This is a genomic window from Corallococcus sp. bb12-1, from assembly GCF_026626765.1.
Lineage (GTDB): Bacteria > Myxococcota > Myxococcia > Myxococcales > Myxococcaceae > Corallococcus > Corallococcus terminator.
Window position 1 is genome coordinate 107344 of sequence record NZ_JAPNJZ010000010.1, and the last position, 14619, is coordinate 121962.

15 protein-coding genes and 1 other RNA gene are annotated in these 14619 nt (G+C 70.5%); 8 read left to right on the plus strand and 8 right to left on the minus strand.

Annotated elements, in window-relative coordinates; translation table 11 throughout:
- Positions 1–33 precede the first annotated feature (33 nt).
- From OV208_RS14355 to OV208_RS14365, 3 genes are read left to right on the plus strand one after another with little or no spacing between them, the layout of a single operon-like run.
- Entirely contained in the window at positions 34–1290 is a 1257-nt protein-coding gene (locus OV208_RS14355) for a ComEC/Rec2 family competence protein (RefSeq protein WP_267574397.1), read from the plus strand.
- Positions 1287–2648 carry a ComEC/Rec2 family competence protein gene (locus tag OV208_RS14360; protein WP_267574398.1) on the plus strand — a complete coding sequence of 454 codons (1362 nt, stop codon included), beginning with the start codon at positions 1287–1289 and terminating at the stop codon, positions 2646–2648. The genes OV208_RS14355 and OV208_RS14360 overlap by 4 nt, the downstream gene beginning before the upstream one ends.
- Positions 2649–2665: 17 nt before the next feature.
- Complete coding sequence (locus OV208_RS14365) at positions 2666–2908, plus strand: DUF3006 domain-containing protein (RefSeq protein ID WP_267574546.1); 243 nt, start codon at positions 2666–2668, stop codon at positions 2906–2908.
- Positions 2909–3091: 183 nt separating this feature from the next.
- Here OV208_RS14365 and OV208_RS14370 read toward each other — a convergent pair whose 3' ends face one another.
- Positions 3092–4327 carry a GYF domain-containing protein gene (locus OV208_RS14370; protein WP_267574399.1) on the minus strand — a complete coding sequence of 412 codons (1236 nt, stop codon included), beginning with the start codon at positions 4325–4327 and terminating at the stop codon, positions 3092–3094.
- Positions 4328–4468: 141 nt separating this feature from the next.
- On the opposite strand from OV208_RS14370, the gene OV208_RS14375 reads away from it, so the two are divergent.
- Positions 4469–4753, plus strand: a complete 285-nt coding sequence (locus tag OV208_RS14375) for an FYDLN acid domain-containing protein (protein ID WP_267574400.1) — start codon at positions 4469–4471, stop codon at positions 4751–4753.
- Between the two features lie 175 nt (positions 4754–4928).
- On the opposite strand, the gene OV208_RS14380 is transcribed toward OV208_RS14375, so the two are convergent.
- Together OV208_RS14380 and OV208_RS14385 are read right to left on the minus strand one after the other, a co-directional pair.
- Entirely contained in the window at positions 4929–5078 is a 150-nt protein-coding gene (locus OV208_RS14380; RefSeq protein WP_267574401.1) for a hypothetical protein, read from the minus strand.
- 176 nt (positions 5079–5254) lie between these two features.
- The gene (locus OV208_RS14385; RefSeq protein WP_267574402.1) at positions 5255–5869 is read right to left on the minus strand and encodes a carboxypeptidase regulatory-like domain-containing protein; all 615 of its coding nucleotides are present in this window, start codon (positions 5867–5869) and stop codon (positions 5255–5257) included.
- A 369-nt stretch (positions 5870–6238) separates the two neighbouring features.
- Between OV208_RS14385 and OV208_RS14390 the strand changes: the two genes are divergently transcribed.
- Positions 6239–6973 carry a zinc ribbon domain-containing protein gene (locus tag OV208_RS14390; RefSeq protein WP_267574403.1) on the plus strand — a complete coding sequence of 245 codons (735 nt, stop codon included), beginning with the start codon at positions 6239–6241 and terminating at the stop codon, positions 6971–6973.
- A 30-nt stretch (positions 6974–7003) separates the two neighbouring features.
- Positions 7004–7663, plus strand: a complete 660-nt coding sequence (locus tag OV208_RS14395; RefSeq protein ID WP_267574404.1) for a ribonuclease HI family protein — start codon at positions 7004–7006, stop codon at positions 7661–7663.
- 182 nt (positions 7664–7845) lie between these two features.
- Here the strand turns inward: OV208_RS14395 and OV208_RS14400 are convergent, their stop codons facing one another.
- The 3 genes from OV208_RS14400 to OV208_RS14410 form a co-directional block, all read right to left on the minus strand.
- Positions 7846–8607 (minus strand): tRNA(His) guanylyltransferase Thg1 family protein, encoded by a 762-nt coding sequence (locus OV208_RS14400; RefSeq protein WP_267574405.1) that lies wholly within the window; start codon positions 8605–8607, stop codon positions 7846–7848.
- Positions 8594–9043, minus strand: a complete 450-nt coding sequence (locus OV208_RS14405) for an AAA family ATPase (RefSeq protein WP_267574406.1) — start codon at positions 9041–9043, stop codon at positions 8594–8596. Before OV208_RS14405 ends, OV208_RS14400 begins: the two co-directional genes overlap by 14 nt.
- Positions 9044–9132: 89 nt before the next feature.
- The gene (locus OV208_RS14410) at positions 9133–9984 is read right to left on the minus strand and encodes a formylglycine-generating enzyme family protein (RefSeq protein WP_267574407.1); all 852 of its coding nucleotides are present in this window, start codon (positions 9982–9984) and stop codon (positions 9133–9135) included.
- Positions 9985–10079: 95 nt separating this feature from the next.
- On the opposite strand from OV208_RS14410, the gene rnpB reads away from it, so the two are divergent.
- Positions 10080–10473, plus strand: an RNA gene (rnpB, locus tag OV208_RS14415) — RNase P RNA component class A.
- Positions 10474–10483: 10 nt separating this feature from the next.
- On the opposite strand, the gene OV208_RS14420 is transcribed toward rnpB, so the two are convergent.
- Positions 10484–11047: a hypothetical protein gene (locus OV208_RS14420; protein ID WP_267574408.1), complete on the minus strand. Its 564-nt coding sequence runs from the start codon at positions 11045–11047 to the stop codon at positions 10484–10486.
- Positions 11048–11115: 68 nt separating this feature from the next.
- Here OV208_RS14420 and ftsY point away from each other — a divergent pair, with 68 nt between their 5' ends.
- Positions 11116–12678 carry a signal recognition particle-docking protein FtsY gene (gene ftsY / locus OV208_RS14425; RefSeq protein ID WP_267574409.1) on the plus strand — a complete coding sequence of 521 codons (1563 nt, stop codon included), beginning with the start codon at positions 11116–11118 and terminating at the stop codon, positions 12676–12678.
- A 9-nt stretch (positions 12679–12687) separates the two neighbouring features.
- Here the strand turns inward: ftsY and OV208_RS14430 are convergent, their stop codons facing one another.
- Positions 12688–14535, minus strand: a complete 1848-nt coding sequence (locus OV208_RS14430; protein ID WP_267574410.1) for a M1 family aminopeptidase — start codon at positions 14533–14535, stop codon at positions 12688–12690.
- Positions 14536–14619 lie beyond the last annotated feature (84 nt).

Sequence of the window (14619 nt, forward strand, 5' to 3'; positions counted from 1 at the left end):
CGCGAATGGGAGCGGGGCGGTAGAGTTCCCGCCGTGAAGGTCTTCGCTCGGCTGCTGGGTGTCCTGTTCCTCCTGTTCACGGCGCTGCCGGGCCACGCGGCCACGCGAGCCTCCCAGGCTCCTTCGGCCCTCCCCGCCCCCACGCCAGGAAGGCTCACGGTCTACTTCCTCGACGTGGGCCAGGGGGACGCGGCGCTCATCGTGTCGCCCACGGGCAAGACGGTGCTCATCGACGGCGGGCCCCCGGAGGCCGGGACACGGCTGGCGGCGCGGCTGCGCGAGCTGGTGAACCAGCCCCTGGACCTGGTCATCCTCACCCACCCGCACCTGGACCACCTGGGGGGCCTGCCCGCGGCGCTGAAGGCGGTGGGCGCGAAGCGCTTCATGGACCCCGGCTTCGACCACCCGAGCGAGGCGTACCGCGCCCTGCTGGACTTCGTGGGCCGGGAGGTGGGCCAGGTGATGACGCCAGAGCCCAGCGCGTCCGCGCCCCAGACGCTGCTCACGGTGGGCCTGGGCGAGGGCGTGTCCCTCACCATGCTCTGGCCGCGCATGCCCCGGGAGCCCTTCCTCGCCAACACGCGCTCGGATGCGAACGCGAACTCCATCGTCGCCAAGCTCACCTACGCGAAGACGTCCTTCCTCTTCACCGGGGACTCGGAGCCGCCCACCGAGGAGGCGCTGCTCCAGAAGCCGCTGGACCTCACCGCCACCGTGTTGAAGGTGGCGCACCACGGCGGCAAGCACTCCTCCACCGCGGCCTTCCTGGACCGGGTGGCCCCCCAGGCCGCGGTCATCTCCTGCGGCGTGGGCAATGACTACGGCCACCCGAGCCCGGAGGTGATGGGCCGCCTGCGCGACGTGCACGCGCGCACCTTCCGCACCGACCAGGACGGCGAGGTGATGGCGGTGAGCGACGGCGCGACCGTCACCCTGCGCTCCTCGAAGGGCGCGGAGTCCACCGTGAGCGTGTCCGGCGCGCAGCAGGCGGGCAGCCCCGTGGCGCTCGGCCCCATCGAACCCACGCCGGACCGCCGCTCCGGCCACGCCGTGGAGAAGCCACCTGAACCGGGAGGCGCCCCGAAGAAGTCGAAGACCGCGCCGTCCGCCCCCGCGCCGACGAGCGCGTCCGAGGAGACGGGCCAGAACTTCGTGTCCCTCAAGGGCAGCAAGGTGTTCCACCGCGAGAGCTGCTCGACCTTGAAGCGTTCGAAGAACGAGCGCACCGTCTATACCCGCCGCGCCGACGCCCTGCGTGAGCGGCGCCCCGCCGAGGATTGTCACCCATGAGTCCCCGCATCGCCCTCGGAGTGGGCGTGCTGCTCGCCTCGCTGGCGTGTCAGCCGACGCCCGAACCGCCGAAGAAGGCTCCGAGTTCGGAGAAGTCGCGCTACTTCGGTGGCGCGCCGGACGGAAAGCTCCACGTGTATTTCTTCGACGTGGGCGCGGGAGAGGCCGCGCTCATCGTCTCGCCGAGCGGCAACACGGTGCTGGTGGATTCGGGCCCCGCCACGGCCGAGTCGCACCTGGTGAACCGGCTGCCGGAGCTGCTGCGCCGGGAGTTGGACCTCGTCGTCCTCACGCATCCGGATCCGAAGCACCACGGCGCGCTGGACGCGGTGCTCAAGCGCGTGGGCGCGCGCCGGCTGCTGGAGCCGCAGTTGCCTGACACGTCATCCGCCTACGACGCGCTGCTGGGCGCGGTGGGCTCGCGCGGGGTGCAGGTCTTCTCGCCCGCGTCCTCCGCGAACCTGCCCCAGGAGTCGGTCCGGTTGCAGTTGGAGGACGAGGTGAACCTCACGGTGCTCTGGCCCCGCGCCCCCGCGACGCCGCTCCTGAAGGGGGCTTCGGATGCGGAAGGCCGGAACGCGGCGAACTCCATCGTGTTGCGCCTGACGTACCGGAACACGTCGGTCCTGTTCGCGGGCGCGGCGCGCGCGGAGACGGAGGAGGTCCTCCTGAAGAACGGACTGCTGGGGAACGCCACGCTGCTGAAGGTCGCCTCGCCCGGGGTGGCCGGAGCCAATTCGCAGGGGTTCCTGGAGGAGGTCCGTCCGCAGGGCGCCGTGTTCAGCATGGATGAAGGCCTGGGCCGGGACGCGAAGGTCCGGGATGTGCTCACGCGCTACAAGGGCGTGGGGACGAAGGCGTTCCGCACGGACGTGAACGGCGAGATGCACGCGGTGAGCGACGGCAAGCAGTTCGAGCTCGTCCTCCAGCGCCCCACGCCGGGCGAGCCCTTCGCCTCGCGGCGCGTCGTCTTCCCGGGCGTGGATCCGCGTCCGGCCCTCGTGAAGACGGTGAAGCCCCCGCCCCCGGTGGTGAAGCCGCCCGAGCCGCCCCCCGTGGCCAAGGTGGAGCCGGTACCCGCCCGTGGCACTCCTCCGGGTCGGGGCAGCGAGGGCATCGAGGTGGACGACCTGCCCTCCGCGCCCGGCGGCGGCAAGACGGCGGCGGCGCCTCCCGTGAAGAAGACCTCCACCAGCCCGGTGTCGGGGGCCTACGTGGCGAGCCGCAAACGCGGATTGTTCCACCTGGCCCGATGCAAGAAGGGCGCGAAGCAGATCCACGACGAGAACCGCGTCTACTTCACAACGCGCGAAGAGGCGGCGAAGGAACACATGCCCGCGAAGGACTGCAATCCGTGAAGGAGCAAGCCCGCCCCATGACCCAGGCCACGGTGGACCGCATCGAAGAGGACGTCGCCGTGCTGGTCGTGGATGGCCGCCAACTGACGCGCGCCCTGCACACGCTGCCGCCCGGCGTGCGCGAAGGCGACGTCGTGGACCTGGAGACGGGAACGGTGGACGCCAAGGCCACCGAGGCCCTGCGCGACGAGGTCCGCGCCGCGCGGGAGCGAGCGATGCGTGGCAAGAAGCCGCCGACGGGCGGGGACTTCGACCTGTAGGAAGCGCCGGGCCATCGCCCGCCAGGGCCTGCTCGACGTGCCGGAGCGTCCGACGCCGGGAAGCACCGGATCACCCCCAGGCCTGACCTGCTCGACGTGCCGGGTCGCCCGACCGGAGCAGGATGTCCTGGGAATGGCCTGCCCCCCGGCGAAGCGCGGAGCAGGCCCACCCAGCAGGTTCGACTACGGCGTGGTGCCTTCCGTCGGGGCCGCGGCCTCGCCTCCGGTCGCCGTGCCCGTCGGAGGCGCAGGGGGCGTGGCGTCCTCGCGCGCGGGCGGTGCCGGCGCGGGGGTTGGAGCCACACGGGCCGGGGAATTGCCCATCACCTTGTTGCCGACCAGCTGCGCAATGGCGGGCGGCAGCATGTTCATCGCGGAGAGCGCGAACACCGCCACCACCGGCAGCACGATGAGCAGCACCACCACCACCGCGATCATCTTCAGCGGGCTGCGACGCGGGGCCACGACGGGCCGCTTGCGGACGGCCTTCGAGTCCTGCACCGCCTGCTCCTCGTCCTCTTCCTCGTCGCGCTGCGCCTCGTCCTGACGGGCGTCCTCGTCGTCCTCGGCGTCGCCCCGGTTGCCGGGCAGATCCAGGTCGGAGAACAGCTCGTTGAGGGGCGCGGCGGCGGGCGCCGCTTCGACATGGCCCCGGCGCTGGGAGGGCGCGGGAGTGGGGACCGGAGAATGGCGCGGGTCCCCGTAGAGCGTGCTGTCGGCCTCGTCCTCATCGCCGTCGCGCTCCTCGGTCCCGGAGTCCTCCGCGGACGGCCCCGGTTCGGGCTCGGCATAGAACGCCTGCTGCGGCTCCGGCTCACGACGGGCGGGGGTACGGGGCGGCGGAGGTGCCACGGCGGCCACGGGCGGCGGCTCAGGAGGAGGTTCGGCCGGCGCCGCGGGGGCGAACAGCGCCGCCAGCTCCGGGATGTCCGAGCCCCGCTTCCAGTCCGGCATGCCCTGGCGCCAGAAGAAGCTGCGCGCGCTGATGGTGCCCGCGGCCATCCAGTCGGCCACGGCCGCCTCGTCCAGGGGCCCCTCCTGCTTGTTGCGCACCATCACGAACCAGGGCGCCCCTGCTGTCTGACGGGGAGGCGCGGTGCGCGTGGGCTCATCGTCCCAGGGTGTCTGGGGCGCGGCGGAGGGAGGACGTGCCAGGGGGGCCGGCGCGGTGGCGACAGGGGCCGCGGCGGGTGCTGGCGCCGCGGCGGCAGCACCACCTCCCCCGGCGAGCGAACGGTCCTGGGCACGGATGCGCTCCACGTCGGCGAGCGACACCACGCGGGTGCTCTCCTCCTCGGCGGGACCTTCAACGGTGATGACGTTCTGGCAGTTCTTGCAACGGACCTTGACCGTCTTGCCGCGGACCTTCTCGTCCGCAATGGAGTACCGCTTCTGGCAATTGTCGCAGGTGAAGTTCAAAGGGGTGTCCGGCTCTCGGGGGAAACCGACAAGGATGCTACCGCCAGAAATCCCCCGTGCAAACACACGGTTGACTCTGACCGTGGGCCCATCTATTCAGCCGCCCTCCCTTTTTTCTCTAGCTTCGATGAGGGTGGGTGCATGGCGGCGAAGGATCTCGGGAACAAGCACGTCTGCTTCAAGTGCGCGGCGAAGTTCTACGACTTGAAGAAGCCTGACGCCATCTGCCCCAAGTGCGGGGCGGATCAGAAAGATGCGCCGGCGCCCAAGCCTGAGGGCAAGCGCAGCCGCCTCGCGGCCACGCCGAAGATCATCGAGCCGGAGCCGGAGGAGACGCCCGCCGCCGAGGAGGACGAGGACGGCATCGAGGCGCTCGAGGACGAGGACGCGGACGCGGAGCCGGCGGCCGAAGACGACGACATCTAGGATTCCTTCGCGGATCTAGGTTTCCAGGGCCCCCCGAGCTTGCTCGGGCGGGCCCTTCTGCTTTTCCGGCAGGCCCCCATGCGGGCTCGAGGCAGGCGCCCCAACAGGTCCCGGGAGGCTTCCGCGGGGCGGGGGCTGGCATCGTGCCCACCCGCCCCAGTACGTCGTGTGCGGCTCAGATGCGCGGGGACGGAGCCACCGACAGCTCGGTCAACACGCGGCGGATGTGCTCGTAGAGGCCCTGCCCCATCTCCTGCATTCCCACGGGCCGTGCTCCCTTGCGACGAACCCCGGGGGTCACCTGCTCGACTTCAGCCGGCGCCATCGGTCGTTTCCTGGGCTGATGCATGATTCGTCCCCCCTCGTTCGGAAGTTTCCAGCTTCCGAGAAAGCAATTTTGCCACCAAGACAGAAAATTGACCAGGGGCTGTGCTTCCAAGCCTTTATACGGCACCCCGACCGACGATTGCATCGGACTTCCGTCCTGGCGCGACAGCCGTGTCAGGGAGGGCCTTCCTTGCCCGGGGGCCCCTGACGGAGCGCGCCCACCTCGAAGGCCTGGTCTATCTGGACCGTCTCGCCCGCGCGGACGGTGACGGCCTGGGTGAGCGCCGGCAGGCGTTCGTGCCAGAAGACGAGGGTGTGGGGGCCTTCGGGCACCCGGAGCCGGAAGCGACCGTCCGGGGCGGTGGTGGTGAAGTAGGGGTGGTCGAAGGTGCGCACCACCGCGCGCATCCAGGGGTGCACGTCGCAGCGGACCTGGACGGTGCCGGGTTCGGCGGGCAGGGGGCGGCGCAGCGTCATCCCCTCCAGCGGCATGGCCACGTTGAAGACGGAGCGGTTCGTCCCGGCCTGGGCGCGCACGTTGTGCACCAGCGGGTCGGAGTTGCGCAGCACCAGCTCCGTGCCTGCCCGCGCGGCGAGCGCCGGAGGGTCATAGGAGCACTGCTTCTGGTCCAGCACCGGCGCGGGGGCCGGGGATTCGGGGGCGGGCAGCGCCGCGCCGTCCTGGAGTGAGACGACGGTGTAGGCCAGGGCGCCCTCTCCTCCCACGATGAGCGACCGGTCCTGTGCCTGGTCGCCACACACATGGGCCACGGTGGCGGAGGTGGCCATGGCGGAGGCCGCGGGAGGCGTCCCCGTCAGGCGGACCCGCCCTTCAATCTCCCCCCACCTGACAGGTCCGCTGGCACGGGCGGCGGCGGCCGGGGCGGCCGAGGGCGGAGGAACAGGGGGGGCGGCGGGGGGCGGGGGCTCGCGGCAGGCGGTGGCGGCGAGCAGGAGGACAGGGGCCAGGAGGCTTCGGACAGGCGTTGGGAGCACCCGCCCCGTCTAACGGGTGCGTGAAGCGGATTCAAACGCTGGAGGGGCAGGCGGAAAGCGCAGGGATGGAAGGTCGCCCATTTGGGCGTTGGAACCCCAGCACCCTTGTTGGTACAAGAGTCGCGCCGCGCGTCGGTGCGGCCGTGTTGGGAGGCAGCAAACTTGCGGGAGAAACTGAAGGCCCTGGCGGAGCTGCAGAAGGTGGACCTCGAGGTCGCCTCGCTCCGGAAGGCGGCGGATGTGCATCCCCGCCAGATTTCCGATCTGGAGCGGGAGCTGGGCGTCGCGCGCAACGGCATCGAAGCCGAGCGGACACGCGTGGCGGACCTGGAGAAGCAGAAGGCCCTGCTCGAGCAGAACATCACGGACGAGAAGGACAAGGTGAAGAAGTGGGAAGCGCGCCTGTCCGATCAGCGCTCCACGCGTGAGTACTCGGCGCTCGCTCGCGAAATCGATATCGCGAAGAAGGGCATCCTCACCCAGTCCGAGGCGCTCACGGAGAAAGTGAAGGAGCTGGGCGGCGCTCGCGAGGCCATCAAGGGCAAGGAGGCGGAGTACGCCACCAAGCTCCAGGGCCTGTCGGGACGCATGACGGAGCTGCGCGGGAAGCTGGGCGAGTCCGACTCCCAGGTGAAGGAGCTGGAAGGTCGCCGCGCGGACGTGGCCGCGAACGTGGACAGCAACCTGCTGCGCCGCTACGAGGTCATCCGCAAGAAGAAGCTGCCCGCGATGGTGGGCGTGGTGGCCGGCACCTGCCAGGGCTGCAACATGAATCTGCCCCCGCAGATGTACAACGCGCTGCGCACCTCGCTGGGCACCGACGTGTGCCCCTCGTGCAACCGCATCATCTTCGCCATCGAAGCATTCGATAAGGCCCCGGACTCCGCCGCGAAGTAGCGGCGCGGTTGCAGAAGGTCGCTTCAACCCATGCCGCCCCCTTCGCTCGTCGACCTCCTCCGTCACATCGCACGTGAGGAGCCGCTGACGGCGACGGTGCGCGCTTTTCGCGGGCTCAACCGCGAACACCTGGGGCAGTTGCTGGACGAAGCCGCTGACGCGCTGGCCAAGGGCCCGCCCGTGTCGGCCGCCACCGAGCCCACGTTGGAGCCGGCCGCCAGGTCAGGGCCCGCTGCCCCCTCCCCCACCGTGGAGTCCGCCGCGCCCATCGCCCCGGGTGGAGCGCCGACCCGCGTGCGCGTCTATTCGGATGGAGCGGCGCGCGGCAATCCGGGCCCCGCGGGCGCGGGCGCGGTGCTGATGGACACGCAGGGCGTGGTGATTGCGCGCCTGGGCAGGTTCCTGGGGCGCCAGACGAACAACTACGCCGAGTACATGGGGCTGCTGCTGGGGCTCCAGCACGCGCGGACAATGGGCGCGCGCGAGGTGGAGGTGTACGCCGACAGCGAGCTGCTCATCCGGCAGTTGGACGGGCGCTACCAGGTGAAGAGCGCCACGCTGAAGCCCCTCTTCCAGGAGGTGCAGAAGCTGCTCAAGACGTTCAGCAAGGTAAAGCTTGCCCATGTGCCTCGCGCGCAGAACGCAGAAGCGGATGAGATGAGCAACCGCGCCATCGACGAGCGGATGTAGCCCATTCAGGACAGGCCGACTGCTTGTCATTTGATGCAGGTGAACGCCAAGGATTCCGCTGAGTGAACTGCGCGGGACGAGCCGGCGCCCCTTGAGGAGGCTCGAACTCAGCGGCTCCGACTCGATTCCAGCCGGCATCCCATTCCAGCAGTGCTTCCGGAACCGCCTCCTCTTCACCGGAATCAAGAGGCCTTCAGCAGGGACAGGACGAAGGCGCTGTAGGCGTCCTTCATTGGCAGCTCGTAGTCGACCTTGATGCGCCGACGCTCCGCGAAGACAGGCTCGCCAGTCCTCGGATTGTGGGCCTCCTTCGCGTACGTCTCCCAATAGAGCCCCGTCCCTCGCTTCTGCCAGTTGGGCAGTTCGTTGAAGTTGATGCCTCGCTGGAAGAGCAGCTCGTTCTTCTGCGCCACCGACAGGCGCAGCATCGCGTTCGTGGCCTCCGCCGCGTCCTTGCCTTCGCGGCGCAGGCTCCAGTAGCCGTGCGCGTTCAGCGCGTTGCGGTGCGCGTCCTCGTTGCGCCAACGGAAGTAGTCGCGCACGAGTTCCACGTTCGGCAGCTCGCAGATGCGGCAGTCGAACGCACCCACGTCGCCCAGGAGCAGGGAGAACTTCGCGCTGGCCTCGCCCGCGAGGATGGAATTGAGCTTGCGCGTCTTGCGCCCGAAGGAGTCCTCCTGGGGGTGGAAGAGCAGCGAAATCTCATCGCTCTGGGTGTAGCCGTAGACCACCCGGAAGCCGCAGTTCATCAGGTGCTCGGTCGTGGCGACCATCAGGTCCCGGACGCGGACATCGAAGGGGCTTTCGAAGGCGTGCACCTCCTTCGTCAGCCGCGTGAAGCCACGGCCATCGATGCGGGCCACCATGTAGACGCCGGGCAGCACGCACAGGTCGTGCGCGGTTTCAAAGACGCGCATCTTCTCGTCGAGCTCATCGAACTTCACGTTGCCACTCCTCCACGACGAAGCCGTCCGCGGACAGGCGGACAAAGAATAGAGCGTCAAACCCCTCTTCGGGGCTGGGGACCTGCAACCGCTTGTAGGTGCCGAGGATGCCCACCGCCGGCACGCGCTGCTCCCCGGAACGCCGGGCATTGCGCTCGAGCGCGTCCGCGACCTTCGACTGGAAGTAGTAGCCCACGACCCGGAAGCCGAAGCTCTTCGCGGCACCGAGGTACCGGGCACGCTCCTCCACGGTGGGGTTGGTGTTGTCCACCACCAACGGCTGCATCACGCCCAGGCACGCGCGCAGGAGCACGGCCTCCCGGTGACGCGTCTTGAGCAGGTCCAGGCTGACGCGGACGTGGGTGTGGAAGAAGCGCTCCTTGAAGAAGGTGCTCTTTCCCGTCCCCTGGATCCCCGTGAAGATGACCGCTTCCACCCATGCCTCCGCTCAAACGGTATTCATCCGCGAGCGGCTCCGGACGTCCTGGAACACCGGAACCCGACAGGCTCCCGGACAGCGACCGCTCAAGGCCTGCGCACGCAGCGGAAGCCGACCCCGGTCAGACCGTTCTTCGGGTACGCCAGCCCGCGATGGGCGGACCGGAACAGGGACGGTACGTGGTTGAGCCAGGAGCCGCCCCGATGCACGGGCTTCTCCGGCGCGGCCGAGGGCGCGGCCGTCCCCTCCTCCGCCCCCAACTGTTCCTGATACGCGGTCGCGGTCCACTGCCACACGTTCCCCACCATGTCGCAGAGGCCCCAGGCATTGCAGCGCGCTCCGGCCTGGACCACCGGGGCCGTGCCCCCAGCGCAGCCCCGCGTGGCACACGTCACCGAGCCCACCACGTGCTCCGCGTCGTATGACGCTCCCCACCACCAGGGCGTGGTGGTCGAAGCCCGCGCCGCGTACTCCCACTCCGCCTCGGTGGGCAGCGCGCCGCCGACCAGCTCGCAGTACGCGCGCGCCGCCCGCCAGTCCACGCAGTTCACCGGATGATCCGCGCGCGGAGACTCCAGGTTGCACCGGCCCAGCCACGTGCCGGGCGTCTGCGCATCGGTCCACCAGCGCGCTTGAGGATCCTTCGCACGCACCTGTTCAAGCCGCGCCGCGAACGCCCGCGTGGTGACGGGCGTGACGTCCATCTCGAACCGCTCGAACGCCCATTCGGTCCGGGGTCCCTCGTCCACATCACGCCCGGCCTCCCCCGCCGGAGAGCCCATCTCAAAGCGCCCGGCAGGCAGCCACACCGTTCCACGAGAGGGGACCTCCTGCGCCGGTGCCGGAGCATCGGGCACGACGGCCTTGCTGCCCGAGGCACCACAGCCCAGGGCCCACAGGACGACTATGGCGGTTGAACGCAAGGGAAGACGTGTCATGCGAAAGGGGCTCCTGGCCTCGCGAGCGCTCCCTGAACATCCTGCCTTGCCGACAGTGGACCCGCGAGGGCCCCTGTTGTATCCCCGTGGGTGCCGGAGCGGTCCGGGTGAACGCCGGCCATCGCAGGCATGGATGGCGGGAGGAAAGTCCGGGCTCCACAGGGCAGGGTGCTGGCTAACGGCCAGTCGAGGCGACTCGCAGGAAAGTGCCACAGAAAACAGACCGCCTGTCCTCGCAAGGGGGCGGGTAAGGGTGAAACGGTGCGGTAAGAGCGCACCGCGTCCGGGGTGACTCGGACGGCTCGGTAAACCCCACCTGGAGCAAGAGCCAATAGGAACGCGTCCTCGAAAGAGGACAGGGATGGCCCGTCCTACGCGTTCGGGTTGCTCGCTGATGAGGCCCCTGGGCAACCAGGGCCCTAGATGAATGTTCATCGCCCATCCCGAAAGGGGTGGGGACAAAACCCGGCTTACAGGGCCGCTCCGGTTTTTTTCCCTGTCATCCGCCCACGGGGACCTGCGCCAACAGCAGGCGCCCCTTGCCGTCGTTGCGCACCGTCTCCGGGTTGTTGATGGGAAGCCGCGAGTCATTGCGCGGCTCCCACAACCCCATCCACACGTTCACCGCGCGCGGCGTGGCGCCCTGCGGCAGGGCGACGACGAACTCGTCCTTCACCGTCTCCCCCACCTTCCACTGCGTCGTGGGGTAGAGCCCGCCCGCGGGCTTGTGGTCCACGTTGAGGCGCTCCATCCGCCCGTCCGCGTCCTCCACGTGGACGAAGACGAGGTAGTCGTCCTCGATGGGCTGGAGCACCTTGAAGAACACGGTGACGCGCGCCTGGTCCCCGGCGGGGATGCGACCCGGCTGCACCGACGCGCCCACCACCTCCACCTTGCCGCCCAGGTTGGCGCCGCTCTTGATGGACAGCGGGGGCACCTGCGTGACGGTGGCCGCGCGGCGCTCCTCGGGGCTGGCGCCTCCGGGGGCTTCCACGATGCATGAGCTGGCGGTGCCCAGCAGTACGAAGGCGGACAGCAGGACGTTCAGGGGCGGAAGGCGCATGGCGGAGCCCGGTTCTACCCGGCCACGGGCGCTGCATCCAACTGCGCGTTGGTGTATGCGGAGCGGCGATGAAGACCCCGAACGCCCTCGACGCCCTTCTCGCGCAGGTGCCACCCGCCCCCGCCCCCGTCCCCACCGCCCCCGGTGGCGGCACGACGCAGCCGGGCACGGGCACCCCGCCCGCGGACACCGGGCTCACCGGCGGCGACGTGGTGGGCATTGGCGGCGCCGCCCTCTTCGTCCTCCTGATGGTCCTGGCGGCCCGCAAGCTGTTCGGCCGCAAGCGCCCGCCCGAGGCCCCCCGCAAGCCCTCGGAGCAGGCGCCCCAGTTGCCCGCCGAGCGCCCCGAGCTGCGCGTGGAGCTGCCGCCCTCCGACACGGAGCTGGCCCTGCGCCGGGACGCGGAGGATGCCCACGCCCGCACGGAGGACCTGCGCCGCCAGCGCGAGTCCGCGTCGCTCGCCGCCCGCGCCACGAAGGACAGCACTGAGCGCGCCCGCCTGGAGGCGGAGGCCCGCGACCTCAAGGAGCGCGAGGAAGAGGCCAAGCGCGTCGAGTACCGCGCCAAGAAGGCCGTCGACGACGAGACGCGCGAGCGCCGCAAGCGGGAGCAGGCCGAAGGGGTCCGCTTGCGCGAAGAGGCCCTGGCCCAGGAGGCCGCCCAGGCGGAGGCCGCCCGTCAGGCCGAAGCCGCCGCCGCGCGCGCCAAGGTGGAGGCCGAGGGTGGCCGCACGCTGGCGCAGGGCCTGGACCGCACGAAGAGCCAGGGCTTCATGGCCCGGCTCAACGGGCTGTTCGGTCAGCAGCGCGAAGTGGACGAGTCCGTGCTGGCGGAGCTGGAGGAGATCCTCTTCACCGCTGACATCGGAGTGAAGACCGCCAACCACCTGGTGGAGGTGGCGCGCGAAAAGCTCAAGCGCAAGGAGCTGAGCGACCCGGAGCGCATCAAGGGCGTCATCCGCGAGGAGGTCGCACGGATGGTGGACCTGCCCGTGCCGCGCTCGCTGGAGGGCGGAGGCCCGCCGCACGTGGTGATGGTGGTGGGCGTCAACGGCGCAGGGAAGACGACGACCATCGGCAAGCTGGCCGCGCAGCTCACCGGCCAGGGCAAGAAGGTGGTGCTCGCCGCGGGCGACACCTTCCGCGCCGCCGCCACCGAACAGCTGGACGTGTGGGCCGAGCGCGCCGGTGCCCAACTGGTGAAGGGCACCGACGGCGGAGACCCGGGCGCCGTCATCTTCGAGGCGGTGAAGAAGGCCCAGGCGGAAGGGGCCAGCGTCGTCATCGCGGACACGGCGGGCCGGCTGCACACCAAGGCCCCGCTCATGGAGGAGCTCAAGAAGGTCAAGCGCGTGATGGACAAGGCGCTGCCCGGAGCCCCCCATGAGGTGCTGCTCGTGCTGGACGCCACCAACGGGCAGAACGCCATCATGCAGGCCAAGCAGTTCCACGAGGCCGTGGGCGTCACCGCCATCGCGCTCACCAAGTTGGACGGCACCGCCAAGGGCGGCGTCATCATCGGCATCTGCGACGAGCTGAAGCTGCCGGTGGTCTGGGTGGGCGTGGGCGAGAAGATCGCCGACCTGCGCCGCTTCGAGCCGCGCGAGTTCGTGCAGGCCCTGTTCGACTGACGGCCCCCGTCACTGCCCCATGAGCTGGGGGATGAGCTCCTCCAGCAGCTTCTGTGTCTGGGCATCCAGCTTCACGTCGCCCAGGTCGCCGCCCATGGCGCCCATCAGCCCCTGCAGGTCCGCCTTGCCCAGGTCCTCGTCGCCGTGGGCCTCCTCCCACCAGCGCGTGCGCAGGGCGCTCAACGCCTTCGCGTTCGGGGGGCTCGCCTTCGCCAGCTCCTGCGTGAAGCACGAGCGGCAGGCCCACTTGAAGCGGTACGTGTCCACGTACGCGCGCACGGCCTTGAAGAAGGCCTCGTCCCCCATGAGTTCGCGCGACGCCTGATGCAGCAGCGGCGCCTTGCCGTACACGAGCGCGCCGTACTCCATCTCGCCGCCCGCGAAGTCGCCCGCGGGCCGGTCCGCGCGGCCGTCCTTGCCGCCCGACATGCGGTAGAGCTGGTAGGGCATCACCAGCGCCTCCTGCTTGAGGGACTCGGCGGCCTCCTTGCCGTGGGCCCATTCGATGTAGAGGAGCGCGGCGTACTGCGCCAGGGACTCGTCCACCACGGGGTCGTGGATGGGGTCGGAGCCCACGAGTCCGGCGAAGTACTGGTGCGCCACCTCGTGCGCCACGGTGAACTCCAGCGTGCGCTCCAGCGAATCTCCCAGTTGGGCCATCAGTCCCGCGCCCTGCGCGCCCATGAACTGCTGGAGCGCTTCGTCCATGCCGGGCATCCCCCCGAGCAACGCCATGGGATTGGCCTTCGCGCGGTAGAGCGACGTCGCCACCGTCACGAGCCCTGGGAACTCCATGCCGCCCGCGCCCCCGCTGAGCGGCGCCTGCACCACGCGGAAGTGGGTGTAGGGCAGCGGGCCCAGGCGCTTCTCGAACTCGGACAGAGCCTGCGACGCGTACTTGAGCACTCGCTTGCCCACCGCCGCGTCCTGGGGCGCGAAGTGGCTCTCCACCGTGACGCTGTTCACCGTGGCGGTGGCGGACTGGTAGCCGCGCGTCACCAGCACCGGGAAGTCGCGCACCGCCGCGGCCGCGAAGCTGTAGCGCACGCGCCCATCGCGCTCAGGCACTTCCCCCAGCGGCGTCCCGGTGGCGTGCGCCGCCCAGCCCGCGGGCACGGTGAGCGTGGCCAGCACGTGCGCGGGCTCATACAGCGCCATGTCCCCCTGCCCCTGCGGTCCGGCCCACGGCCGTCCCTGCGCATCCATGGGCGGCACCTGCGGCACCACGCCCACCAGGCTCACCACGTCCGCCGTGGCGGAGAAGGCGCCGTGGTCCTCCGCGCCGGACTGCTTGCCGCCGCCCATGAGCCCGCCCATGCCGCCGGCCAGCGACTCCGCGCCCGGTGCCGCCCGGGGCACCGTGCCCTTCACCACGAGCTCCAGCGACACCGTGCCGCCCGGCGCCACCGGAGGCTCCACCGCCACGCGCTGCAACGTGGGCTCCGGCCCCGGCTCCAGCGTCACGGCCTTGCCGTTGAGCTTCGCGGCGGAGAGCATCACCTGCCGCGAACGGGCATTGGGCGTCAGCCGCAGGTACAGCTCGGTGAGGGGATCGGGGCCCTTCGCCACCAGCTCCACCTGCACCTTGCCCGAGACGCGCCGCTCCTTCGGCTCCACCTCCAACTGCACGCGGTAGCGGGGCAGGCCGTCCAGCGGCCCCAGCGCCCGCGCGGCCCGGTCCCGCTCCGACGGCTTGAGGTGTTGGAGGCACAGCTGGACCTCCGGCGCCACGCTGCCCGCGCCCGGGACGGAGGCCGGCGTCGAAATCGGAGCTGGAGTCGGGGCACGGGGCGGTGCCGCGACGGCCGGGCCTGCGACGAGCACGCACAGCAGCCACCATCCGGGGAAGGTCCTCATGGGGGCATGCTAATTGACCCGCTCCGGGGGCGCTCGCTACAAGCCTCCCTGTGATCCACCCGCGAACGTTGACCCTGACCGCCG

Excerpts from the sequence above, each read along its gene's own strand:
- OV208_RS14395 (WP_267574404.1), top strand. The coding sequence starts at position 7,004 with ATGCCGCCCCCTTCGCTCGTCGACCTCCTCCGTCACATCGCACGTGAG.
- OV208_RS14380 (WP_267574401.1), bottom strand. The coding sequence starts at position 5,078 with ATGGCGCCGGCTGAAGTCGAGCAGGTGACCCCCGGGGTTCGTCGCAAG.
- OV208_RS14410 (WP_267574407.1), bottom strand. The coding sequence starts at position 9,984 with ATGACACGTCTTCCCTTGCGTTCAACCGCCATAGTCGTCCTGTGGGCC.
- OV208_RS14365 (WP_267574546.1), top strand. The coding sequence starts at position 2,666 with ATGACCCAGGCCACGGTGGACCGCATCGAAGAGGACGTCGCCGTGCTG.
- OV208_RS14375 (WP_267574400.1), top strand. The coding sequence starts at position 4,469 with ATGGCGGCGAAGGATCTCGGGAACAAGCACGTCTGCTTCAAGTGCGCG.
- OV208_RS14385 (WP_267574402.1), bottom strand. The coding sequence starts at position 5,869 with ATGGCCACCTCCGCCACCGTGGCCCATGTGTGTGGCGACCAGGCACAG.
- OV208_RS14360 (WP_267574398.1), top strand. The coding sequence starts at position 1,287 with ATGAGTCCCCGCATCGCCCTCGGAGTGGGCGTGCTGCTCGCCTCGCTG.
- OV208_RS14420 (WP_267574408.1), bottom strand. The coding sequence starts at position 11,047 with ATGCGCCTTCCGCCCCTGAACGTCCTGCTGTCCGCCTTCGTACTGCTG.
- ftsY (WP_267574409.1), top strand. The coding sequence starts at position 11,116 with ATGAAGACCCCGAACGCCCTCGACGCCCTTCTCGCGCAGGTGCCACCC.
- OV208_RS14430 (WP_267574410.1), bottom strand. The coding sequence starts at position 14,535 with ATGAGGACCTTCCCCGGATGGTGGCTGCTGTGCGTGCTCGTCGCAGGC.